Consider the following 17314-nt stretch of genomic DNA (forward strand, 5'->3'; position numbering starts at 1 on the left):
GTTCCCGGCCGGAATGACGGTGGCAGCGACTAAAATCGTCTGAGACATGACGAGCCTCCCAGACGCCCCGCAGACCACCCCCTCCTCCGTCCCGATCATCCTGGACGGGTGGCAGGGCGACGGCCCCGAGCGCGCCGCTGCCGCGGGGGGAGCGGGCTCCGGCTCGGCGGGCTCCGGTCACTGGGGGCCGAACGACAGGCTCTTCGCCGGGCTCAATCCGCAGCAGCGCGAAGCCGCGGAGTACCGGGGCCAGGCGCTCCTGATCGTGGCCGGGGCGGGTTCCGGCAAGACCAGCGTGCTGACGCGCCGCATCGCCGGGCTCATCGAGAGCCGGGAGGCGTGGCCGAGCGAGATCCTCGCAATCACCTTCACCAACAAGGCCGCCAACGAGATGCGGGAGCGCGTCGAGCAGCTGCTCGGCGGCCGGGCGCAGGGGATGTGGATCTCGACCTTCCACTCCGCATGCGTCCGCATCCTCCGCCGCGAAGCGGAGACGATCGGCAAGACGCAGAGCTTCACGATCTACGACTCCGGCGACAGCCGCGCGCTCCTCAAGCGGATCATCAAAGACCTGTCCGCCGACACGCTCGGCTTCACCGTGGGCGCTGCGGCGAACCGCATCTCGAAGCTGAAGAACGAGCTGACCGACATCGAGACCCACGCCCGTTCGGCCAACCTGAGCGATCCGCAGGAGGTGATGTTCCTCGAGATCTTCCGGCAGTACACGCGGGAGCTGCGCCGCGCGAACGCCTTCGATTTCGACGACCTCATCGCCGAGACGGTCTTCCTGTTCCGCGCCTTCCCGCGGGTCGCAGCGCTCTACCAGAGCCGGTTCCGCCACATCCTGGTCGACGAGTACCAGGACACCAACCACGCCCAGTACTCGCTGATCCGGGAGCTGACGATGCCGGTGTCCCCGGACATCGTCGATGAGCTCGAGCAGCACGGGCGCAATGTCGGGCCGCTGCGCGATGCTGCCGGGCTCATCCCGGCCGCGTCGCTCACGGTCGTCGGAGACTCCGACCAGTCCATCTACGCCTTCCGGGGCGCCGACATCAGGAACATCGTCGAGTTCGAGCGCGACTTCCCGGGCGCGAAGGTGATTCTGCTGGAGCAGAACTACCGGTCGACGCAGAACATCCTGAGCGCCGCCAACGCCGTCATCTCGAACAACTTCGACCGCAAGGACAAGAAGTTGTGGACGGCGGTGGGCGACGGAGAGAAGATCGTCGGCTACACCGGCTACTCCGGTCATGACGAGGCGCAGTTCGTCGCGGACGAGATCGAGAAGCTGCACAGCGCCGGGATGGACTACAAGGACATCGCGGTCTTCTACCGCACCAATGCCCAGACGCGAGCGCTGGAGGAGATTTTCATCCGGTCGGCGCTGCCGTACAAGGTGATGGGCGGCACCAAGTTCTACGAGCGCGCCGAGATCAAGGACGCCATGGCGTACCTCATCGCGGTCAGCAATCCGGACGACTTCTTGGCGTTGCGCCGCATCCTGAACACGCCGAAGCGCGGGATCGGCCCGGCGACCGAGACGCAGCTGGCGAGCTATGCGCAGGACAACGGACTCTCGTTCCGCGCGGCGATGCGCGACGCGGCGTCGCTCGGACTCGGTCCGAAGGTGACGAACGCAATTCTGCAGCTGTCCGGCCTGCTCGATGAGGCGGCGGCGAAGGTCGACCCGTCGAACCCGGCCGGTGTCTCGCCGGTGGCCGATGTGCTGACCTTCCTGCTCGACGGCAGCGGATACCTCGAGGTGCTTCGCAACAGCCGTGACCCACAGGATGAGGCGCGCGCCGAGAACGTGGACGAGTTGGTGGCAGTGACTCGCGAGTTCGCGCGCAACAATCCGGACGGAACGCTGGTCGACTTCCTCACGGAGGTGTCGCTGGTGGCCGCGGCGGACGAGATCGACGACTCCAGCGGCTCGGTGTCGCTCATGACGTTGCACACCGCCAAGGGCCTCGAGTACGACGCCGTGTTCCTGACCGGCATCGAGGAGGACCTGCTCCCGCACCGCATGTCGGCCAACGAACCGGGCGGCCCGGCGGAGGAGCGGCGCCTGTTCTATGTGGGGATCACGCGTGCGAAGAAGCGACTGTTCCTCTCGCTCGCCATGACCCGCGCACAGTTCGGCGAGACCGCTGTCGCGATGCCGAGCCGCTACCTGCAAGAGATCCCGGCAGACCTCATCGACTGGCGACAGTCTCCTGGTTCCGCGAACGGCCGCGGTGGAACGCAGTCGCGGGCGCTCAACGCTCGCCGGCCGGGGCTGGGCGGCGGATCGGGCGGCGCGTCCGGCGGCTGGAACGACAGCCTGGCGGCGTCGACGTTCCGCCAGGAGAGGCCGAAGGCCGAGTGGCCGAACCGCGTCACCGGCAAAGTGCGCGACAACGGCGATCTCGAGCTGGCTCCCGGCGATCGCATCCGGCACGCCGACTTCGGGGACGGCCGGGTCACCGCGGTCACCGGGCAGGGCGCCAAGCGGGTCGCGCACGTGCAGTTCGAGAAGGTGGGCGCGAAGAAGCTCCTCATCAAGATCGCGCCGATCGACAAGCTGTGACGGTCCGCTTCACGGCCCCGAGGAATCTCGAGGTCGGCCTGCGGGCGGCCCTCGCCGTGGCCGTGCCGCTGTTCCTGTTGTTCGCGGTAGGCCGTCTCGATCTCACCGCGTACGCCACTTTCGGTGCCTTCACGGCGCTGTACGGGCGGAACGAGCCCTACCGGCTCCGAGTCCGCACGCTCACCGCCGCTGCACTCGCGCTGTTGGTGAGCGTCGCGGCGGGCACCCTTCTCGCGGTCGCCGGAGAACCGCTCCCGCTGGTCGCGGTCGCCCTCATCGTCGTGGTCGGCGGTGGGACAGTGTTCGTGACCGTGCTCCAGATGGTGCCTCCTCAGGCGTTGTTCTTCGTCTTCGCGCTGCTGGTCTGTGCGGCGATCCCGACCCAGCCGGCCGATGTCCTGCCGAGGCTCGCGCTCGCGGCTGTCACCGCCGCCTTCGCGTGGCTGCTCACGATGTCCGGCTGGGCGATCCGTCGCATCCCCGCCGTTGCGCGGGGGTCGCTGGCGCGAACGGGCCTCGTGAACGATCTGCGCCGTCGCCCGCAGGTCGACCTCGCGGCTCTCCGCGATCCGCGCGTGTGGCTCACGGTTGCGCAGAACGTCGTCGGCGTGCTGATCGCGGGCGGCATCGCCGTCGCATTCGGGTTCGGTCACGCCTATTGGGCGGTGGTCAGTCTGGTCGCGGTGATCCCACCCGCCCGGGCCGCCCACTCGATCTCGCGTTCGCTGCACCGCATCGTGGGCACGATCGTCGGGGTCCTGGTGACCGCAGCACTGCTGACGTGGTCCCCATCTCCCGCGGTGGTGATCTGCGTGATCGTCGTGTGCCAGTTCTTCGCCGAGATCCTCGTGGCCCGTCACTATGGCGCGGCCCTCGTGTTCATCACCCCCCTCGCGCTCTCGGTGTCGCACTTGGCCAGCCCCGCACCGTTGAACACCCTGGTCGTGGATCGGGTGCTGGAGACGATCCTGGGAGCGGGGGTCGGAATCGTCCTGGTGCTGGCGACGCGGGGCATCGAACGCGCCAGGGGGCTGGCCCCCTAGCCGGTTCCGATCCGGTCGCGCGGCTGCACGGCCCGCCGGAGCTTTGCACGGTACCGGTCGCGCGGAAGGTGGCGGAGCCTCGCCGGGAGGCGCGGGTACACGACCGCGGTCCAGCGGATGAGGCGGTCGAAGCGTCGCTGCCTGCTCGCGTTCCAGGGGAGCTGGAACTCCCGCCGCACGCTCGCGGGCAGGAGGCCGGCCGTCACGAGCCGCACCGCCGGCAGCGAGGGCCGCCACCACCAGGGGACGTGTCGGGGGTAGAGGATCTGACGCGCGACCACCCGCACGTCGTCGTCCACCCTCAGCTGCTTCACCATGTCGACCCAATAGAGGTCGAACGCGGCCCGCGAATCGGGCCACCGGTCCGCCCTGAGCTGCAGGTTGGAGAGCGCCTCCACGAATTCCCGGTACACGGCATCCGCCTGGTCGGCGGTGAGTTCGCCGAAGACCAACGCATGCAGCTTCATCATCGTCTCGTAGAGCGTGGCGGCCACCCACAATTGGAGCTGTGGGTCGTAGGCGTTGTACGGCCGGCCCGAGACCGCAGGAGCCTCGGCCGGTTCGCCCGCCTTCACGGGAGCATGGGCCCGGTTCACGATGCGGCGCATCGCCCGCAGTTCCTCGTCCGTCCCGAACATCGACGCGGTCAGGTAGAGCATTGTGCCGTCGAAGCGGTCCATGAGCCGCGAAGCGAAGTCGCTGTGCTCGACGACACCTCGGCCGACCGCTGGGTGTGCGATCTGCAGGAGCAGAGCTCGCCCACCGCCGGCGAGCGTCAGCGCCTCCGACGCGATCTGGTGCGCGTCGACGGGTCTGCTGCGAGATCTGCGCACGACGACATCCTGTCTCGTCCTCCTGCAAAGGACCGGAGAGAAAGCCCGGGCGGCCGCTCATGGCCCGACCCACGTGGAGCGGGCGCGGCGCGGCCCGGCGAGGCGCCGATCCCCGACTCGCGGCAGGCGGCCCGGACGCTCCAACCCGGCTGAATCCATCCGTGCGTTCTCGAGTCCGGCGCGGCGCCCACGCGGACGGCGCGCGCGGCGGCCACTGTTCGTGCGCCTCGACCGCACGCCGGAGGCGGCGATGAGGCCGGCGCCGGCCGCGGTCGCGCCTCCGCCGGCGAGTGCCGGGACGATGACGTCGGATCCGGTGTCGGCCAGCTCGGTCGCCGCAGGGCGAGCGCCCTCTCGGGGAGCGGAAGGGGCGGCTACGGGCGCTTCGGCCCTGGTGACCTCGGTGGCAACACCGAACGTCGACGTCCACGGCTTCAGCCGCGCGCCTCCGTCCTCGGCAGCCGTCCGCGACGGGTCGATCCGCTCCGTCCACACGTAGTACCCCGCGGCGGGGATGATGCAGGACGGAGTCGTGTACTCGCCGGCGCCGTCGACCGCTGTCTCGACCGTGCACACGCTCGGCGCCCCGGCGGGCGGTTCCCCGGACGGGACGATGGGGTCAGTGAACGGTCCGTAGAGGGTGCTCTGCACCACCGCGGGGACGGGGGCGAGACCGTCCGCGGTCGGTCGGACTCCCCACGTGGGCAGCAGGCCGTCGCCTTCTCGGACGCCCACCGTCAATCGATCGGAGATCGCTGCGCCGGGTTCGGCCACCGGAGTGCTCGTCTCCGTCTGGACGATCGGCTGGAACGGCAGAGGCGATGGGCCAGTGGCCGTCGTATTCGCGGCGGCCGATACCGTCGAGGATCGCGCGATGAGGATCGCCTGCGCGTCGACGGTCGGAAGGGCCACCGTGACGTCCTTTCCGTACGGCAGGCCGGACGCCGTCGCCGAGGCGCTGACGGACACCGTCGAGCCGCTATCCGCCGGGACGATGGGCACGTCGGTGCCCGACCGGATGGACGCCGTGGCCGTTCCGTCGGCGAAGGTCGCGCCCTGGAGGGTGATCGTCACGGAGTGGGCGCCGGCGGGCAGGAGCTCGGGACCGGAGAGGCGGTCGACCGTCAGTTCGACGCGCACCCGGCCGGGCCCGGTGTCCGCCAGTTCGGCCACAATTGCGGCGCGCACGCCGGTCGAGCCGCGCTGCTTCGCTTCGGCGAGCATCTGCAGTGCGCGCGCGTAGACGGCGTCTGTGTCTGCTCCCGCGCGGCCCGCGTGGTTCTGCGCGTCGACGTCCGACATGCCGGCGTACATCCAGGTCGCGAGCTGGCCGGCTCCCGCCGTCAGCCGGTCCCCGCTGCCGGCCCACGTGCGGGAGATGTAGGCGAAGACAGCGGACTGCTCCGCCGTCCACCACCCCATCCCTGCCGGGTCGGCGTAGCTGTACTGGAGTCCGACGGGCGCGAGTTTGCCGGCGTTGAGGCAGAACCCGAGAGCACCGTCGTCGAAGTGGTAGGCGCCGAGCCACCAGCCGTCGGATGACAGGTAGCCGGGCCCGCGCCCGTCGCCCGTGAGTGCCCGGGAGGGCGCCGCCGCTGCGAAGAGGCTCTGCAGGATGCCGAGGAAGACGGCGAGCCCGACAAGGCTCACCGCGGTGATGAAAGTGAAGGGTCGGTGGGTCATGACTCCACCGTCGTGGCGGCGGGGGTCACGTCGGCCGGGAGTCGTCGAATCCGTGGAGAACCGCATCCCGAGACAGGCTGTGGACAGTCGTCGGACGGGCGGCGGTTACGGCCCGTACAGGCGGACGCGCTAAAGTTCTCCCTGGCGAATTTATCTCGGCGTCGAGCTAATCTCGCGTCGGACCGCCCGGAGAAATCAGCCGGCAGCGTACCAAGCGCACCGGACCACCAGCGGATTGGATAACCGTGGATCTATACGAGTACCAGGCCAGAGACCTGTTTGAGAAGTACGGGGTCCCGGTGCTTCCGGGCATCGTCGCGGACACTCCGGAGGAGGTGCGAGCAGCGGCCGAGAAGCTGGGCGGCGTCACCGTCGTCAAGGCGCAGGTGAAGGTCGGCGGACGCGGCAAGGCGGGCGGCGTGAAGGTCGCCAAGAACCCGGACGAGGCCGAGGAGGCCGCGAAGGCGATCCTGGGCCTGGACATCAAGGGCCACGTGGTCCGCCGCGTCATGGTCGCCGGTGGCGCACGCATCGCCCGCGAGTTCTACTTCTCCGTGCTCCTGGACCGGGCCAACCGCTCGTACCTCTCGCTGACCAGTGTCGAGGGCGGCATGGAGATCGAGCAGCTCGCCGTCGAGAAGCCCGAGGCCCTCGCCCGCATCGAGGTCGACCCGCGCGGCGGCGTCGACCATGCCAAGGCCGTCGAGATCGCCACCGCGGCCGGATTCCCGGACGACCTGGTCGAGAAGGTCGCCGACGTCTTCGTGAAGCTGTACGAGGTCTACACCGGCGAAGACGCGACCCTGGTCGAGGTCAACCCGCTGGTGCTGACCGAGGAGGGCGACATCATCGCCCTCGACGGCAAGGTCACGCTCGACGAGAACGCCGACTTCCGCCACCCCGAGCACGAGGCGCTCGAGGACAAGGACGCCGCCGATCCTCTCGAGGCCAAGGCCAAGAAGGCCAACCTCAACTACGTGAAGCTGGACGGTCAGGTCGGGATCATCGGAAACGGTGCGGGCCTGGTCATGTCGACGCTGGACGTCGTTGCGTACGCCGGCGAGAAGCACAAGGGCGTCAAGCCCGCGAACTTCCTCGACATCGGCGGCGGCGCGTCCGCCGAGGTGATGGCGGCCGGGCTGGATGTCATCCTGAACGACCCGCAGGTCGAGAGCGTCTTCGTGAACGTCTTCGGCGGCATCACGGCGTGCGACGCCGTCGCGAACGGCATCGTGAAGGCCCTCGAGATCCTCGGCGACGAGGCCAACAAGCCGCTGGTCGTCCGTCTCGACGGCAACAACGTGGAGGAGGGCCGCCGCATCCTGAAGGACGCGAACCACCCGCTGGTCACCCTCGCGCTCACCATGGACGAAGGCGCCGACAAGGCCGCCGAGCTGGCCGCGAAGTAAGCGAAGGACGAAAACTATGTCTATCTTCCTCAACAAGGATTCCAAGGTCATCGTCCAGGGCATCACCGGCGGCGAGGGCACCAAGCACACGGCGCTGATGCTGAAGGCGGGCACCCAGGTCGTCGGTGGCGTGAACGCACGTAAGGCGGGCACCACCGTCACCCACGGCGACGTGGAGCTGCCGGTGTTCGGCACCGTCGTCGAGGCGATCGAGAAGACCGGCGCAGACGTGTCGATCATCTTCGTGCCGCCGGCGTTCGCGAAGGACGCGATGGTCGAGGCCATCGACGCCGAGATCCCGCTCCTCGTCGTCATCACCGAGGGCATCCCGGTGCAGGACTCGGCCGAGGCCTGGGCCTACGCCAAGGAGAAGGGCAACAAGACCCGGATCATCGGCCCGAACTGCCCCGGCATCATCACGCCAGGTGAGTCGCTCGTCGGCATCACCCCGGCGACGATCACGGGCAAGGGTCCGATCGGCCTGGTCTCCAAGTCGGGCACGCTGACCTACCAGATGATGTACGAGCTGCGCGACCTGGGCTTCTCGACCGCCATCGGAATCGGCGGCGACCCGGTCATCGGCACGACCCACATCGATGCGCTCGCCGCCTTCGAGGCCGATCCCGAGACCAAGGCGATCGTGATGATCGGCGAGATCGGCGGCGACGCCGAGGAGCGTGCCGCCGACTTCATCAAGGCGAACGTGACCAAGCCGGTCGTCGGCTACGTGGCCGGCTTCACCGCCCCCGAGGGCAAGACCATGGGCCACGCCGGCGCCATCGTCTCCGGCTCCGCGGGCACCGCGCAGGCCAAGAAGGAAGCGCTGGAGGCCGCAGGCGTCAAGGTCGGCAAGACGCCGTCCGAGACCGCCGAGCTGCTGCGGGAGGTCTACGCCGCTCTGTAGTCCGCACGCGTAACCACGACATCGCACGGCAGGAGGCCGGGACCGCACGGGTCCCGGCCTCCCGTCGTTCCTGCCGCAACTACTCCCTCCCGCACGCCACCCCGTCGGCGTTACAGTGTGCCCACCGGGTCGCCGGAAGGGGGCGAGATGGCACGCCTGACGAACACCGAACTGCTGCAGCGCATCGCCGCGCTCGAAGAGGAGAACGCGTCCCTGCGTCAGCGGGCCGGGGCGGATGCGGAGACCGTACCCGTCACACCGGCCGCGGACGTCGTGGTGCCGCACCGGCGAAGCTGGGCGTGGACGCTGCTGGCGACGGTCCTCATCGTCGTGGGCGCGATCCTGGCACCGGTCGCCGTCGTATCGACGTGGGCGAAGGCGCAGCTGACCGACACCGATTCCTTCGTCGCGACGTACGCACCGCTCGCGCATGACCCCGACGTGCAGGCGTTCGTCACCGATCAGGCCGTGAAGGCGGTGCAGGAGAACGTCGACATCCCGAAGATCACGTCGCAGGTGGTCGACGGGATCACCGAACTGGGGACCGGACCGGTCGCCACCAAGGCGCTCGAGTCGCTGAAGGCGCCGCTGGCCCAGGGGATCGTGTCGCTGATGCAGTCCACGATCCAGCGATTCGTCGCCTCCGACGCCTTCGCCCAGGTGTGGCAGCAGGCGCTGCGCACCAGTCACGACCAACTGATCGCCACAATGCAGAACAGCCCGAAAGCGGCGATCACGGTCGGCTCCGACGGATCGGTCGGCATCCAGCTCGCCCCGATCATCGACCGGGTGAAAGTGCTGCTGGTGGATCAGGGGCTCACGTTCGCGTCCCAGATCCCCACGGTCGATCGCACCATCACGGTTGCTCAGAATTCGTCCATCCCGACGCTGCAGCTGTTCTACGGCCTGGCCATCGCCGCGGGCGCGTGGCTGCCGTGGGTGGCGATCGGACTGCTCGCCCTCGGGGTGCTTGTCGCCCGCCGGCGCTCGCTCGCCCTGGTCTGGGCGGCCGTCGCGCTGGGACTGGCGATGGCGCTGACCCTGGCCGCGCTCGGGGTCGGCAGGCTCGTGTTCGTCGCGTCGGCCTCGCCGGCACTGGTGCCGTCGACCCTCGCGCGCACCCTGTACTCCACCGTCACCGACGCCATGATCGACACGGCCGTCGCGGTTCTCGTTCTGGCCATCGCCGTCGCCATCGTCGCCTGGCTGGCGGGCCCGTTCCGCGTGCCGCAGCGCCTGCGCGGGTTCTTCGGTTCGGGCGTCGAGTGGGTGCGCGCGTCTGCGGAGCGCCACGGCATCACGACGGGGCGCGCGGGCGAGTGGATGTACGCCCAGCGCACGCTCCTCCGGGCCGCGGTGGCCGTGATCGCGGCCGCCATCGTGCTCTTCGTCCGGCCGCTCACGCCGTCACTGATCATCTGGACGCTCGTCCTCGCGGTGCTCGTCGTCGCCATCCTGGAGCTGTTGCAGCGTCCGGTCATCACGGTCCCTGCGGAGGCGGACGAGGAGACACCGGTCGTGACGGTCTCCTGAGTCCCGAAGTGTCGGCGGCCTGCCGCGGCCGCGCGCCGGTAGGCTCCCTTCGGTCATGAGTCGCACAACCGTCGCCCTTCTCGCCGCGCTGGAGGCGCTCATCGTGGCCGCCATCGGCCTCGGGATCTGCCTCGTGCCGATCACCATCCTGTGGGCGGCGCAGTACCACCTGGGGGCCGACTTCGCGGTCGTCTGGCGTTCGTCGGCGGACGTGTGGCTCGTCGGCCACGGCGTGAACCTGACCGTTGCGCTCGATCCGCAGACGGTCGCCCAGCTGGGCCTTCCGGCAGCCGCCGTGCCGTTCCAGGTGACGATCGCTCTGCTCGGATTCGCTGCGCTGACCGCCGGCCTGGGGGTCCGGACCGGGATGCGCGCAGCGGAGACGGATCAGCGCCTGGTGGGAGCGGTCAGCGCCCTCGCCGCCTTCGCGGTGATCTCCACGCTCGTCGTGCTCTCCTCGGGCTCTGCCGTCGTGCAGCCGTCGATCTGGCAGGGGATCGTGCTGCCGCCGTTCGTATACGGCCTGGGGATCGCCGTCGGCTTCGGGTTCGCCGCGCTGCGAGGGCCGGGGGAGGATCTCATCGGCCGGGCCGGTTCGGACACTGCGGAGACGACGTCTGCCGTTCCCGCGTCCGGCTCCGCCGCTCCCGCGGTGCTGTCTGCGCTGCGCGCCCCCACCCGCATCCTGGCCGCCCCGGAGCGGCTCCGGCTGGGAGCGGCGGCCGCGCTCCGCGCCGGTACGGCGGCGACCGCGATCGTCATCGGCGTCGCAGCCCTCATCCTCGCGCTCCTCATCTTCGGCCACTACGGCACGATCATCAGCCTGTACGAGCAGTTGCAGAGCGGGGTCGCGGGCGGCGCGGCGCTGACGGTGGGTCAGCTCGCCATCCTCCCGAACCTGGTCGTGTGGATCGCGTCGTGGCTCGTCGGTCCCGGGTTCGCGATCGGGACGGGTTCATCGGTCGGGCCGCTCGGCACCGACCTCGGCCCGCTCCCGGGGCTTCCTGTGTTCGGAGTCATTCCTCCCGGCGGCCTCGCGTTCGGTCTCGTCGGGCTCGTCGTGCCGCTCCTCGCGGGTTTCCTCGCCGCCGTGCTGCTGCGATCCCGGGTGGATGCGTCCGGGAGTGGACTGACGGACCTGCGTTCGCGCATCCTGACCGCCCTCGGCCTCGGGCTGGTCGCCGGCATCCAGTTGGGGCTGCTGGCCTGGTGGTCGTCCGGCGCCCTGGGCCCGGGCCGGCTGCACGACGTCGGCCCGAACCCGTGGCTGGTCGGGGCGCTCGCCGCGGCCGAGGTCGCCGTCGCCGCGATCATCGGGCTCGTCGCCGGAGGCCGCACCCACCGCTGAGGCCCCGTGCGCTGACGCTACGGGCCGCGCATTCGGCCGCCTCCGACCGCCGCTAGGCTGGACGCGTGCTCTCGATTGTCGTGCTGATCTCCGGCGGTGGCTCCAACCTGCGCGCACTGCTGGAGGCGGCCGAAGACGCCGAGTTCCCGGCGCGGGTCGTGGCCGTCGGCGCCGACCGCGATGCGGACGGCTTCGAGCACGCCGAGCGTTTCGGCATCCCCACCTTCACCGTCCCGTACACGTCGTATCCGAGCCGCGAGGAGTGGGGCGACGCGCTGCTGGAGCAGATCCAGCAGTGGGAGCCGGACCTCACCATCCTCTCCGGCTTCATGCGCCTCGTGCCGCCGCGGGTGGTGGATGCGCTTTCGCCCGACCTCCTGAACACGCACCCCGCATACCTGCCCGAGTTCCCGGGCGCCCACGCGGTGCGGGATGCGCTCGCCGCGGGCGTCACGCAGACCGGTGCGAGCCTCATCATCGTCGACAACGGAGTCGACGCGGGGCCGATCATCAGCCAGGAGCGCGTGGAGGTGCTGCCCGGGGACTCCGAGGCCGCGCTGCACGAACGCATCAAACCCGTGGAGCGACGGCTGCTGATCGACGCCGTCCTCGACATCGCCAACGGACACATCGACCTCGAGGAGCTAGCCCGAGCATGAGCGGACCCCGTCACGACGCCAGCACATACCGCGAGCGGGACCTCGTCCCGATCCGCCGGGCGCTGATCTCCGTCAGCGACAAGAGCGGCCTGGTCGACCTGGCGAAGACCCTCGCCGACGCGGGCGTAGAACTCGTCTCCACCGGTTCGACCGCTCAGACGATCCGCGACGCGGGCTACGCGGTGACGGATGTGGCCAGTGTCACCGGTTTCCCCGAGTCGCTGGATGGACGCGTCAAGACACTGCACCCGGCCATCCACTCAGGGTTGCTGGCCGACCTGCGTCTGGCGTCGCACGAGGAGCAGCTGAAAGACCTCGGCATCGAACCGTTCGAGCTCGTCGTCGTGAACCTGTATCCGTTCGTGGAGACGGTCGCCTCCGGCGCTGTCGGGAACGACGTGGTCGAGCAGATCGACATCGGGGGACCGGCGATGGTCCGGGCGTCGGCGAAGAACCACGCGAACGTCGCCATCGTCGTGTCGCCGGAGGACTACTCCGCCATCACGGCCGCGGTCGCCACGGGAGGCACGACCTTCGACCAGCGGCGCGACCTCGCGGCGAAGGCGTTCGCGCACACGGCCGCGTACGACGGCGCCGTCGCCGCCTGGTTCGCCGGGCAGACGCCGTCGACCGACGATTTCCCCGAACGCTGGGAGGCTCGCGCCGAGCTCAAGCAGACGCTCCGCTACGGCGAGAACGCGCATCAGGCCGCCGCTCTGTACGCGGACCCGGCCGGGCGCGGCATCGCGCAGTCGACCCAGCTCGGCGGCAAGGAGATGTCGTACAACAACTATGTCGACGCGGACGCCGCCCTGCGCAGCGCGTACGACTTCGCCGAGCCGGCGGTCGCGATCATCAAGCACGCGAACCCGTGCGGCATCGCCGTCGCTGAGGACATCGCCGAGGCGCACCGCAAGGCGCACGAGTGCGACCCGGTGTCGGCGTACGGCGGCGTGATCGCCGCGAACCGCACGGTGACGCTCGCGATGGCGGAGACCGTGAAGGGCATCTTCACCGAGGTGCTCATCGCCCCGGGCTACGAGCCCGCTGCGCTCGAACTGCTGCAGACGAAGAAGAACCTGCGCATCCTGCAGCTGCCGGAGGACTACGCCCGCTCGCTGACCGAGTTCCGGCAGATCTCGGGCGGCGTGCTGGTCCAGGACAGCGACCGGTTCACCGAGTTCTCCTCGGCGGGGTGGACGCTGGTCGCGGGCGAAGAGGCCGACGCCGCCACCCGCGCCGATCTGGAGTTCGCCTGGAAGGCCTGCCGTGCGGTGAAGTCCAACGCCATCCTGCTCGCCCACGACGGCGCCTCCGTCGGCGTCGGCATGGGCCAGGTCAACCGCGTCGACTCGTGCCACCTCGCCGTCAGCCGCGCGGGTGATCGCGCACAGGGCTCAGTCGCGGCATCGGACGCCTTCTTCCCGTTCGCCGACGGAGCGCAGATCCTCATCGACGCCGGCGTGCGCGCCATCGTCCAGCCGGGCGGCAGCATCCGCGACGAGGAGGTCGTCGAGGCGGCGAAGGCGGCCGGTGTGACCATGTACTTCACCGGGGAGCGGCACTTCTTCCACTGAGCGCGGCCGCGCCGCCGTTGCTTCCTGGGCGGTCGCGCGGGAGAATGGACGGCGGTCCACAAGACCGCCATACCTTTTCACCGCGATCCCACGAGGAGACACCGATGTCTGTCCTGCCCGAAAATCTGCCGCACGAAACACTGCACGTGGTGAAGGGGAGGCGGAGCGGTCTCACCATCAGCATCGCGGTCCACTCCACCGTTCTCGGCCCCGCCCTGGGCGGCTGCCGGGTGTGGACGTACGACTCGTGGCAGGAGGCGGTGGCCGACTCGCTGCGGCTGGCCGAGGGAATGACCCTCAAGAACTCCGCCGCAGGCCTGAACCGCGGCGGCGGCAAGGCGGTCATCTACCTGCCGCGCGGCACGGTCCTGACGCCGACCGAACGGTTCGAGGCGATGCTCGATCTGGGCGATGCGGTCGAGACGCTCGGCGGCAGCTACATGACCGCCGAGGATGTCGGCACGAGCGCCGAGGACATGTCCGTGGTCGCCGGCCGGACCGCGCACGTCTGCGGTCTGCCGCCGTCGGAGGGCGGGGTCGGGGAGCCCAGCGACGCGACCGCGGCAGGCGTGTACGCGGGCCTGCTCGCTACGCTCGAGCGTTCCTTCGGCACCCGCTCCGTCGCCGGCCGCCGGGTCACGGTGCTCGGACTGGGCCATGTCGGCTCGATCATCGCGATGCGTCTGGCCGCCGAGGGCGCCGTATTGACGGTCACGGATGTGAACCCGGCCAAGCGGGCGCTGGCCGAGGCCCTCGGGGCCACCTGGGTCGAGCCGGAGGAGGCGCACCGGGTCGAGGGCGACCTCTTCGTCCCCGCCGGCGTCGGCGGTGTCCTGACCGACCGGGTGATCGACGAGCTGCGGGTCGCGGCGGTCGTCGGACCGGCCAACAACCAGCTGGCACACCGGTCGGGGGCCGAGCGGCTCGCTGCGCGCGGCATCCTGTGGGCCCCGGACTTCGTCGTCAATGCGGGCGGCGTCATCTTCCTCGACATGATGAGCGAGCCCGGCGTCGATGCCTCTGCGGTGCAGGAGCGGGTGGAGCGCATCGGCGACACGATCGCGGAGATCTTCCGCGCGGCCGACGAGCGCGGTGTCACCACCCTGCAGGCCGCGGAGGAGCTCGCGCTCGCGCGCCTGCGGGAGCCAGCAAACGCATAGCGGCGCTCCGCTAGGTTGGATCCCATGACGTCTTCCTGGGGCCGCCGCCTCGTCGCATCCATCTCCTCCGCCGTCGCTGTCGCCGCGGTCGCGTTCGTCGCATCGACGTTCGTGATCCTCGTCGCCAGCCAGCTGAACTCGGGGGCGCTCGCCACCACGACGCCGTATGTGGGATGGAACACGGTGGTGGCCCTGGTGCTCGGCTTCGGGGCCGCGCTCCTCGGCGCGATGGACCGACGGTGGATCGCCGTCGTGACGGGCATCGTGCTCGCTCTCGTGAGCACGTTGCTCGGCACGCTGATCCTCTTCACCGTGCTCAACGTCACCCTCTCGGGCGCCGCCTGGGGGCAGCTGTTCCAGTCGTTCATCGGCATCAATCTGCCGTTCTGGCTGGCGGTCGCCATCGCGTTCCCGACCGCCGGCTACGCCGTGTACCGGGCGATCGACAGCGGAGAACGCGCCGAACGGCGGATTGCGCTCGTGCGCATCCCGGCGGCCAACCTCGCCGACGGCCTGACGACGCACATCGACCGCGAGCCGGTGGACACCGAGCTCGCCGACAAGCAGTGGGACGCCTATGTCGCTGCCCTCTCGGGCGCGGGCTGGCAGACGGTCGAGGTCGCCAGCGCCGATCGCCTCGCCGACTCCGTCTTCGTCGAGGACACCGCGGTCGTCTTCGGCGACACCGCCGTGATCGCCCTGCCCGGCGCGGAATCCCGCCAGGAGGAGCCCGCCGGCACCGAGGCCGCGCTGCGGGCACAGGGGCTGCGCCTCGAGCGCATCGAAGCTCCCGGAACGCTCGACGGCGGCGACGTCCTCAAGGTCGGCTCCACCGTCTACGTCGGCCGGGGCGGTCGCACGAACGCGGAGGGCATCCGCCAGCTGCGCGCGATCGTGACGCCGCTCGGCTACTCCGTGGTCGCGGTTCCGATCACGAAGGCGCTGCACCTGAAGACGGCCGTCACGGCGCTGCCCGACGGCACGGTCATCGGGTACGAGCCGATCGTGGACGAGCCGCGCATCTTCGAGCGCTTCCTCCCGGTCCCCGAGGCGCATGGCACCGCCGTCGTGGTGCTCGCGGACGACACCGTGCTCATGTCGTCGTCGGCTCCGCAGTCGGTGGCGCTGGTCGAAAGCCTCGGCTACACCGTCATCCAGGTCGACATCTCGGAGTTCGAGAAGCTCGAGGGCTGCGTCACCTGCCTGTCTATCCGGATCCGCTGAGCCCACGCTCCTGCCGGGGGAGCAGGCACCAGACGGCCGTCACAGCGGCGATCACGGCGGCAGCGAGCCAGCCCGCTCCGACTCCGGCGAGTGAGGCCACCAGCACCAGCGCAGAGGTGCCGAGCGCGGTACCCAGCTGGGCGCCGGTGTTGAGGATGCCGCTGGCGCTGCCCGCCAGCTCCTCCGGCACGGTCGTCCCGATGGTCGTCGCGGCGACCGACGAGAGGCCGAGGCCTGCGCCCGCGAGTGCCACGCCGACGAGGACGCCCCACCACGTCCCGACCGTGAGCGCCAGCAGGAGGCAGCCGAGCGCGATCAGGCCGATGCCGATCCCGCTGACGGCGTAGGCGCTCAGCCGCGCGAGCAGCCAGCGCGTCGTGGTGGAGGTCAGGATCACCGCGACGCTCAATGCCATCAGGGTCAGTCCGGTCGCGACCGGGTCGAGGCCCAGACGCTGCTGGAGGAACAGCGTCGCGAGCACCGCGGTGGAGCTGGTCGTCGCGGTGTTGACGAAGGAGAGCGCGGTGCCGTGCCGGAGCGGGCGCGAGCCGAAGGCCGCGGCCGGGATGAGCGGTGCGCGCGCCGTCCGCAATCGCGCGACGAGGAGAGCGGCCAGCACCAAGCCCGCAACCAGCGCACCGACGCCCAGAATCAGGGTGGACGGCTGCTCCAGCCACGCCGCCCCCGCGATGACCGCCATGACGGCGAGGATCAGCAGCGCAGCACCCGGCAGGTCCAGCGGCACCCGTTCGGTCGGCTCCGTTCGGTGACGGACCGTGAGGGCGATCCCGGCGAGCAGACCGGCCGCGAGCGGCAGATTCACCCAGAAGACCGCCGGCCAGGCGAACGCCTGCACCAGGAGGCCGCCGACGAGGAAGCCGGAGGCGCCGGCGGCCGCGCCGGTCGCGCTCCACGCGGCGAGGGCTCCGTGCCGTCGCGACTCCTCGGGCGTGGCTGCGAGCAGCAGCCGCAGCGCGGACGGGACGGACAGCGCCGCTGCCGCTCCCTGCAACGCACGAGCGATGAGCACGACGGCCAACGCCGCGCCGCCCCACAGCGCGGCCGTCGCGCCCAAGACGGAGACCGCCCCGAACATCCCGATGCCCGTCAGCAGGATGCGCCGGTGCCCGAACCGGTCGCCCAGCCGGGCGCCCAGGATCAGGACCCCTCCGAAGAACATCGCGTACACGGTGGCGAGCGGGCCGGCGGCCGACGCCGGCGCTCCCACACCCTCCAGGATGGCCGGAATCGCGGTCGTCGCGCTCGTCACCCCGAGCACGTCGACGAACTGCACCAAGCACAGCCATGCCACGGCTCCTCTACCCATGCCCGACACCGTACGCGGCGGGTCCGACATCGCTTCCGCCAA

At 70.3% G+C, this 17314-nt stretch carries 13 protein-coding genes; 10 read left to right on the plus strand and 3 right to left on the minus strand.

Annotated features, from left to right (window positions below; all coding sequences use genetic code 11):
- Nucleotides 1–46: 46 nt before the first annotated feature.
- Nucleotides 47–2572, plus strand: coding sequence for an ATP-dependent helicase (locus P3F85_RS02775; RefSeq protein ID WP_374009730.1), 2526 nt, complete (start codon nucleotides 47–49; stop codon nucleotides 2570–2572).
- The gene (locus P3F85_RS02780) at nucleotides 2569–3615 is read left to right on the plus strand and encodes an FUSC family protein (protein WP_374009731.1); all 1047 of its coding nucleotides are present in this window, start codon (nucleotides 2569–2571) and stop codon (nucleotides 3613–3615) included. The genes P3F85_RS02775 and P3F85_RS02780 overlap by 4 nt, the downstream gene beginning before the upstream one ends.
- On the opposite strand, the gene P3F85_RS02785 is transcribed toward P3F85_RS02780, so the two are convergent.
- Nucleotides 3612–4448 carry an oxygenase MpaB family protein gene (locus P3F85_RS02785; protein ID WP_374009732.1) on the minus strand — a complete coding sequence of 279 codons (837 nt, stop codon included), beginning with the start codon at nucleotides 4446–4448 and terminating at the stop codon, nucleotides 3612–3614. The two genes, P3F85_RS02780 and P3F85_RS02785, sit on opposite strands and share 4 nt — an antisense overlap.
- A gap of 57 nt (nucleotides 4449–4505) precedes the next feature.
- Nucleotides 4506–6131 (minus strand): hypothetical protein, encoded by a 1626-nt coding sequence (locus P3F85_RS02790; protein ID WP_374009733.1) that lies wholly within the window; start codon nucleotides 6129–6131, stop codon nucleotides 4506–4508.
- A gap of 245 nt (nucleotides 6132–6376) precedes the next feature.
- Here P3F85_RS02790 and sucC point away from each other — a divergent pair, with 245 nt between their 5' ends.
- The 8 genes from sucC (at nucleotide 6377) to ddaH (ending at nucleotide 15945) form a co-directional block, all read left to right on the plus strand.
- On the plus strand, nucleotides 6377–7540 hold the full coding sequence (sucC, locus tag P3F85_RS02795) for an ADP-forming succinate--CoA ligase subunit beta (protein WP_374009734.1): 1164 nt from the start codon (nucleotides 6377–6379) through the stop codon (nucleotides 7538–7540).
- Between the two features lie 16 nt (nucleotides 7541–7556).
- A complete protein-coding gene (gene sucD / locus P3F85_RS02800) occupies nucleotides 7557–8444 on the plus strand; it encodes a succinate--CoA ligase subunit alpha (protein WP_018191900.1) in 888 nt (295 codons plus the stop codon).
- A gap of 147 nt (nucleotides 8445–8591) precedes the next feature.
- Nucleotides 8592–9977 carry a hypothetical protein gene (locus tag P3F85_RS02805; RefSeq protein ID WP_374009735.1) on the plus strand — a complete coding sequence of 462 codons (1386 nt, stop codon included), beginning with the start codon at nucleotides 8592–8594 and terminating at the stop codon, nucleotides 9975–9977.
- A 55-nt stretch (nucleotides 9978–10032) separates the two neighbouring features.
- Nucleotides 10033–11325: a DUF6350 family protein gene (locus tag P3F85_RS02810; protein ID WP_374009736.1), complete on the plus strand. Its 1293-nt coding sequence runs from the start codon at nucleotides 10033–10035 to the stop codon at nucleotides 11323–11325.
- Between the two features lie 65 nt (nucleotides 11326–11390).
- Complete coding sequence (gene purN / locus P3F85_RS02815; protein WP_374009737.1) at nucleotides 11391–11984, plus strand: phosphoribosylglycinamide formyltransferase; 594 nt, start codon at nucleotides 11391–11393, stop codon at nucleotides 11982–11984.
- Nucleotides 11981–13561, plus strand: coding sequence for a bifunctional phosphoribosylaminoimidazolecarboxamide formyltransferase/IMP cyclohydrolase (gene purH, locus P3F85_RS02820; RefSeq protein WP_374009738.1), 1581 nt, complete (start codon nucleotides 11981–11983; stop codon nucleotides 13559–13561). Before purN ends, purH begins: the two co-directional genes overlap by 4 nt.
- A 104-nt stretch (nucleotides 13562–13665) precedes the next feature.
- The gene (locus tag P3F85_RS02825; protein ID WP_374009739.1) at nucleotides 13666–14721 is read left to right on the plus strand and encodes a Glu/Leu/Phe/Val dehydrogenase dimerization domain-containing protein; all 1056 of its coding nucleotides are present in this window, start codon (nucleotides 13666–13668) and stop codon (nucleotides 14719–14721) included.
- Between the two features lie 24 nt (nucleotides 14722–14745).
- Complete coding sequence (ddaH, locus tag P3F85_RS02830) at nucleotides 14746–15945, plus strand: dimethylargininase (protein WP_374009740.1); 1200 nt, start codon at nucleotides 14746–14748, stop codon at nucleotides 15943–15945.
- On the opposite strand, the gene P3F85_RS02835 is transcribed toward ddaH, so the two are convergent.
- Nucleotides 15929–17272, minus strand: a complete 1344-nt coding sequence (locus tag P3F85_RS02835; RefSeq protein WP_374009741.1) for an MFS transporter — start codon at nucleotides 17270–17272, stop codon at nucleotides 15929–15931. The two genes, ddaH and P3F85_RS02835, sit on opposite strands and share 17 nt — an antisense overlap.
- Nucleotides 17273–17314: the final 42 nt, after the last annotated feature.

It is taken from the genome of Leifsonia sp. T36S-04, assembly GCF_042465655.1.
GTDB lineage: Bacteria > Actinomycetota > Actinomycetes > Actinomycetales > Microbacteriaceae > Leifsonia.

Coding starts and splice junctions, on each gene's coding strand:
- P3F85_RS02775 (WP_374009730.1), top strand. CDS start 47: ATGACGAGCCTCCCAGACGCCCCGCAGACCACCCCCTCCTCCGTCCCG.
- P3F85_RS02790 (WP_374009733.1), bottom strand. CDS start 6,131: ATGACCCACCGACCCTTCACTTTCATCACCGCGGTGAGCCTTGTCGGG.
- sucD (WP_018191900.1), top strand. CDS start 7,557: ATGTCTATCTTCCTCAACAAGGATTCCAAGGTCATCGTCCAGGGCATC.
- P3F85_RS02805 (WP_374009735.1), top strand. CDS start 8,592: ATGGCACGCCTGACGAACACCGAACTGCTGCAGCGCATCGCCGCGCTC.
- P3F85_RS02810 (WP_374009736.1), top strand. CDS start 10,033: ATGAGTCGCACAACCGTCGCCCTTCTCGCCGCGCTGGAGGCGCTCATC.
- purH (WP_374009738.1), top strand. CDS start 11,981: ATGAGCGGACCCCGTCACGACGCCAGCACATACCGCGAGCGGGACCTC.
- P3F85_RS02825 (WP_374009739.1), top strand. CDS start 13,666: ATGTCTGTCCTGCCCGAAAATCTGCCGCACGAAACACTGCACGTGGTG.
- ddaH (WP_374009740.1), top strand. CDS start 14,746: ATGACGTCTTCCTGGGGCCGCCGCCTCGTCGCATCCATCTCCTCCGCC.
- P3F85_RS02835 (WP_374009741.1), bottom strand. CDS start 17,272: ATGGGTAGAGGAGCCGTGGCATGGCTGTGCTTGGTGCAGTTCGTCGAC.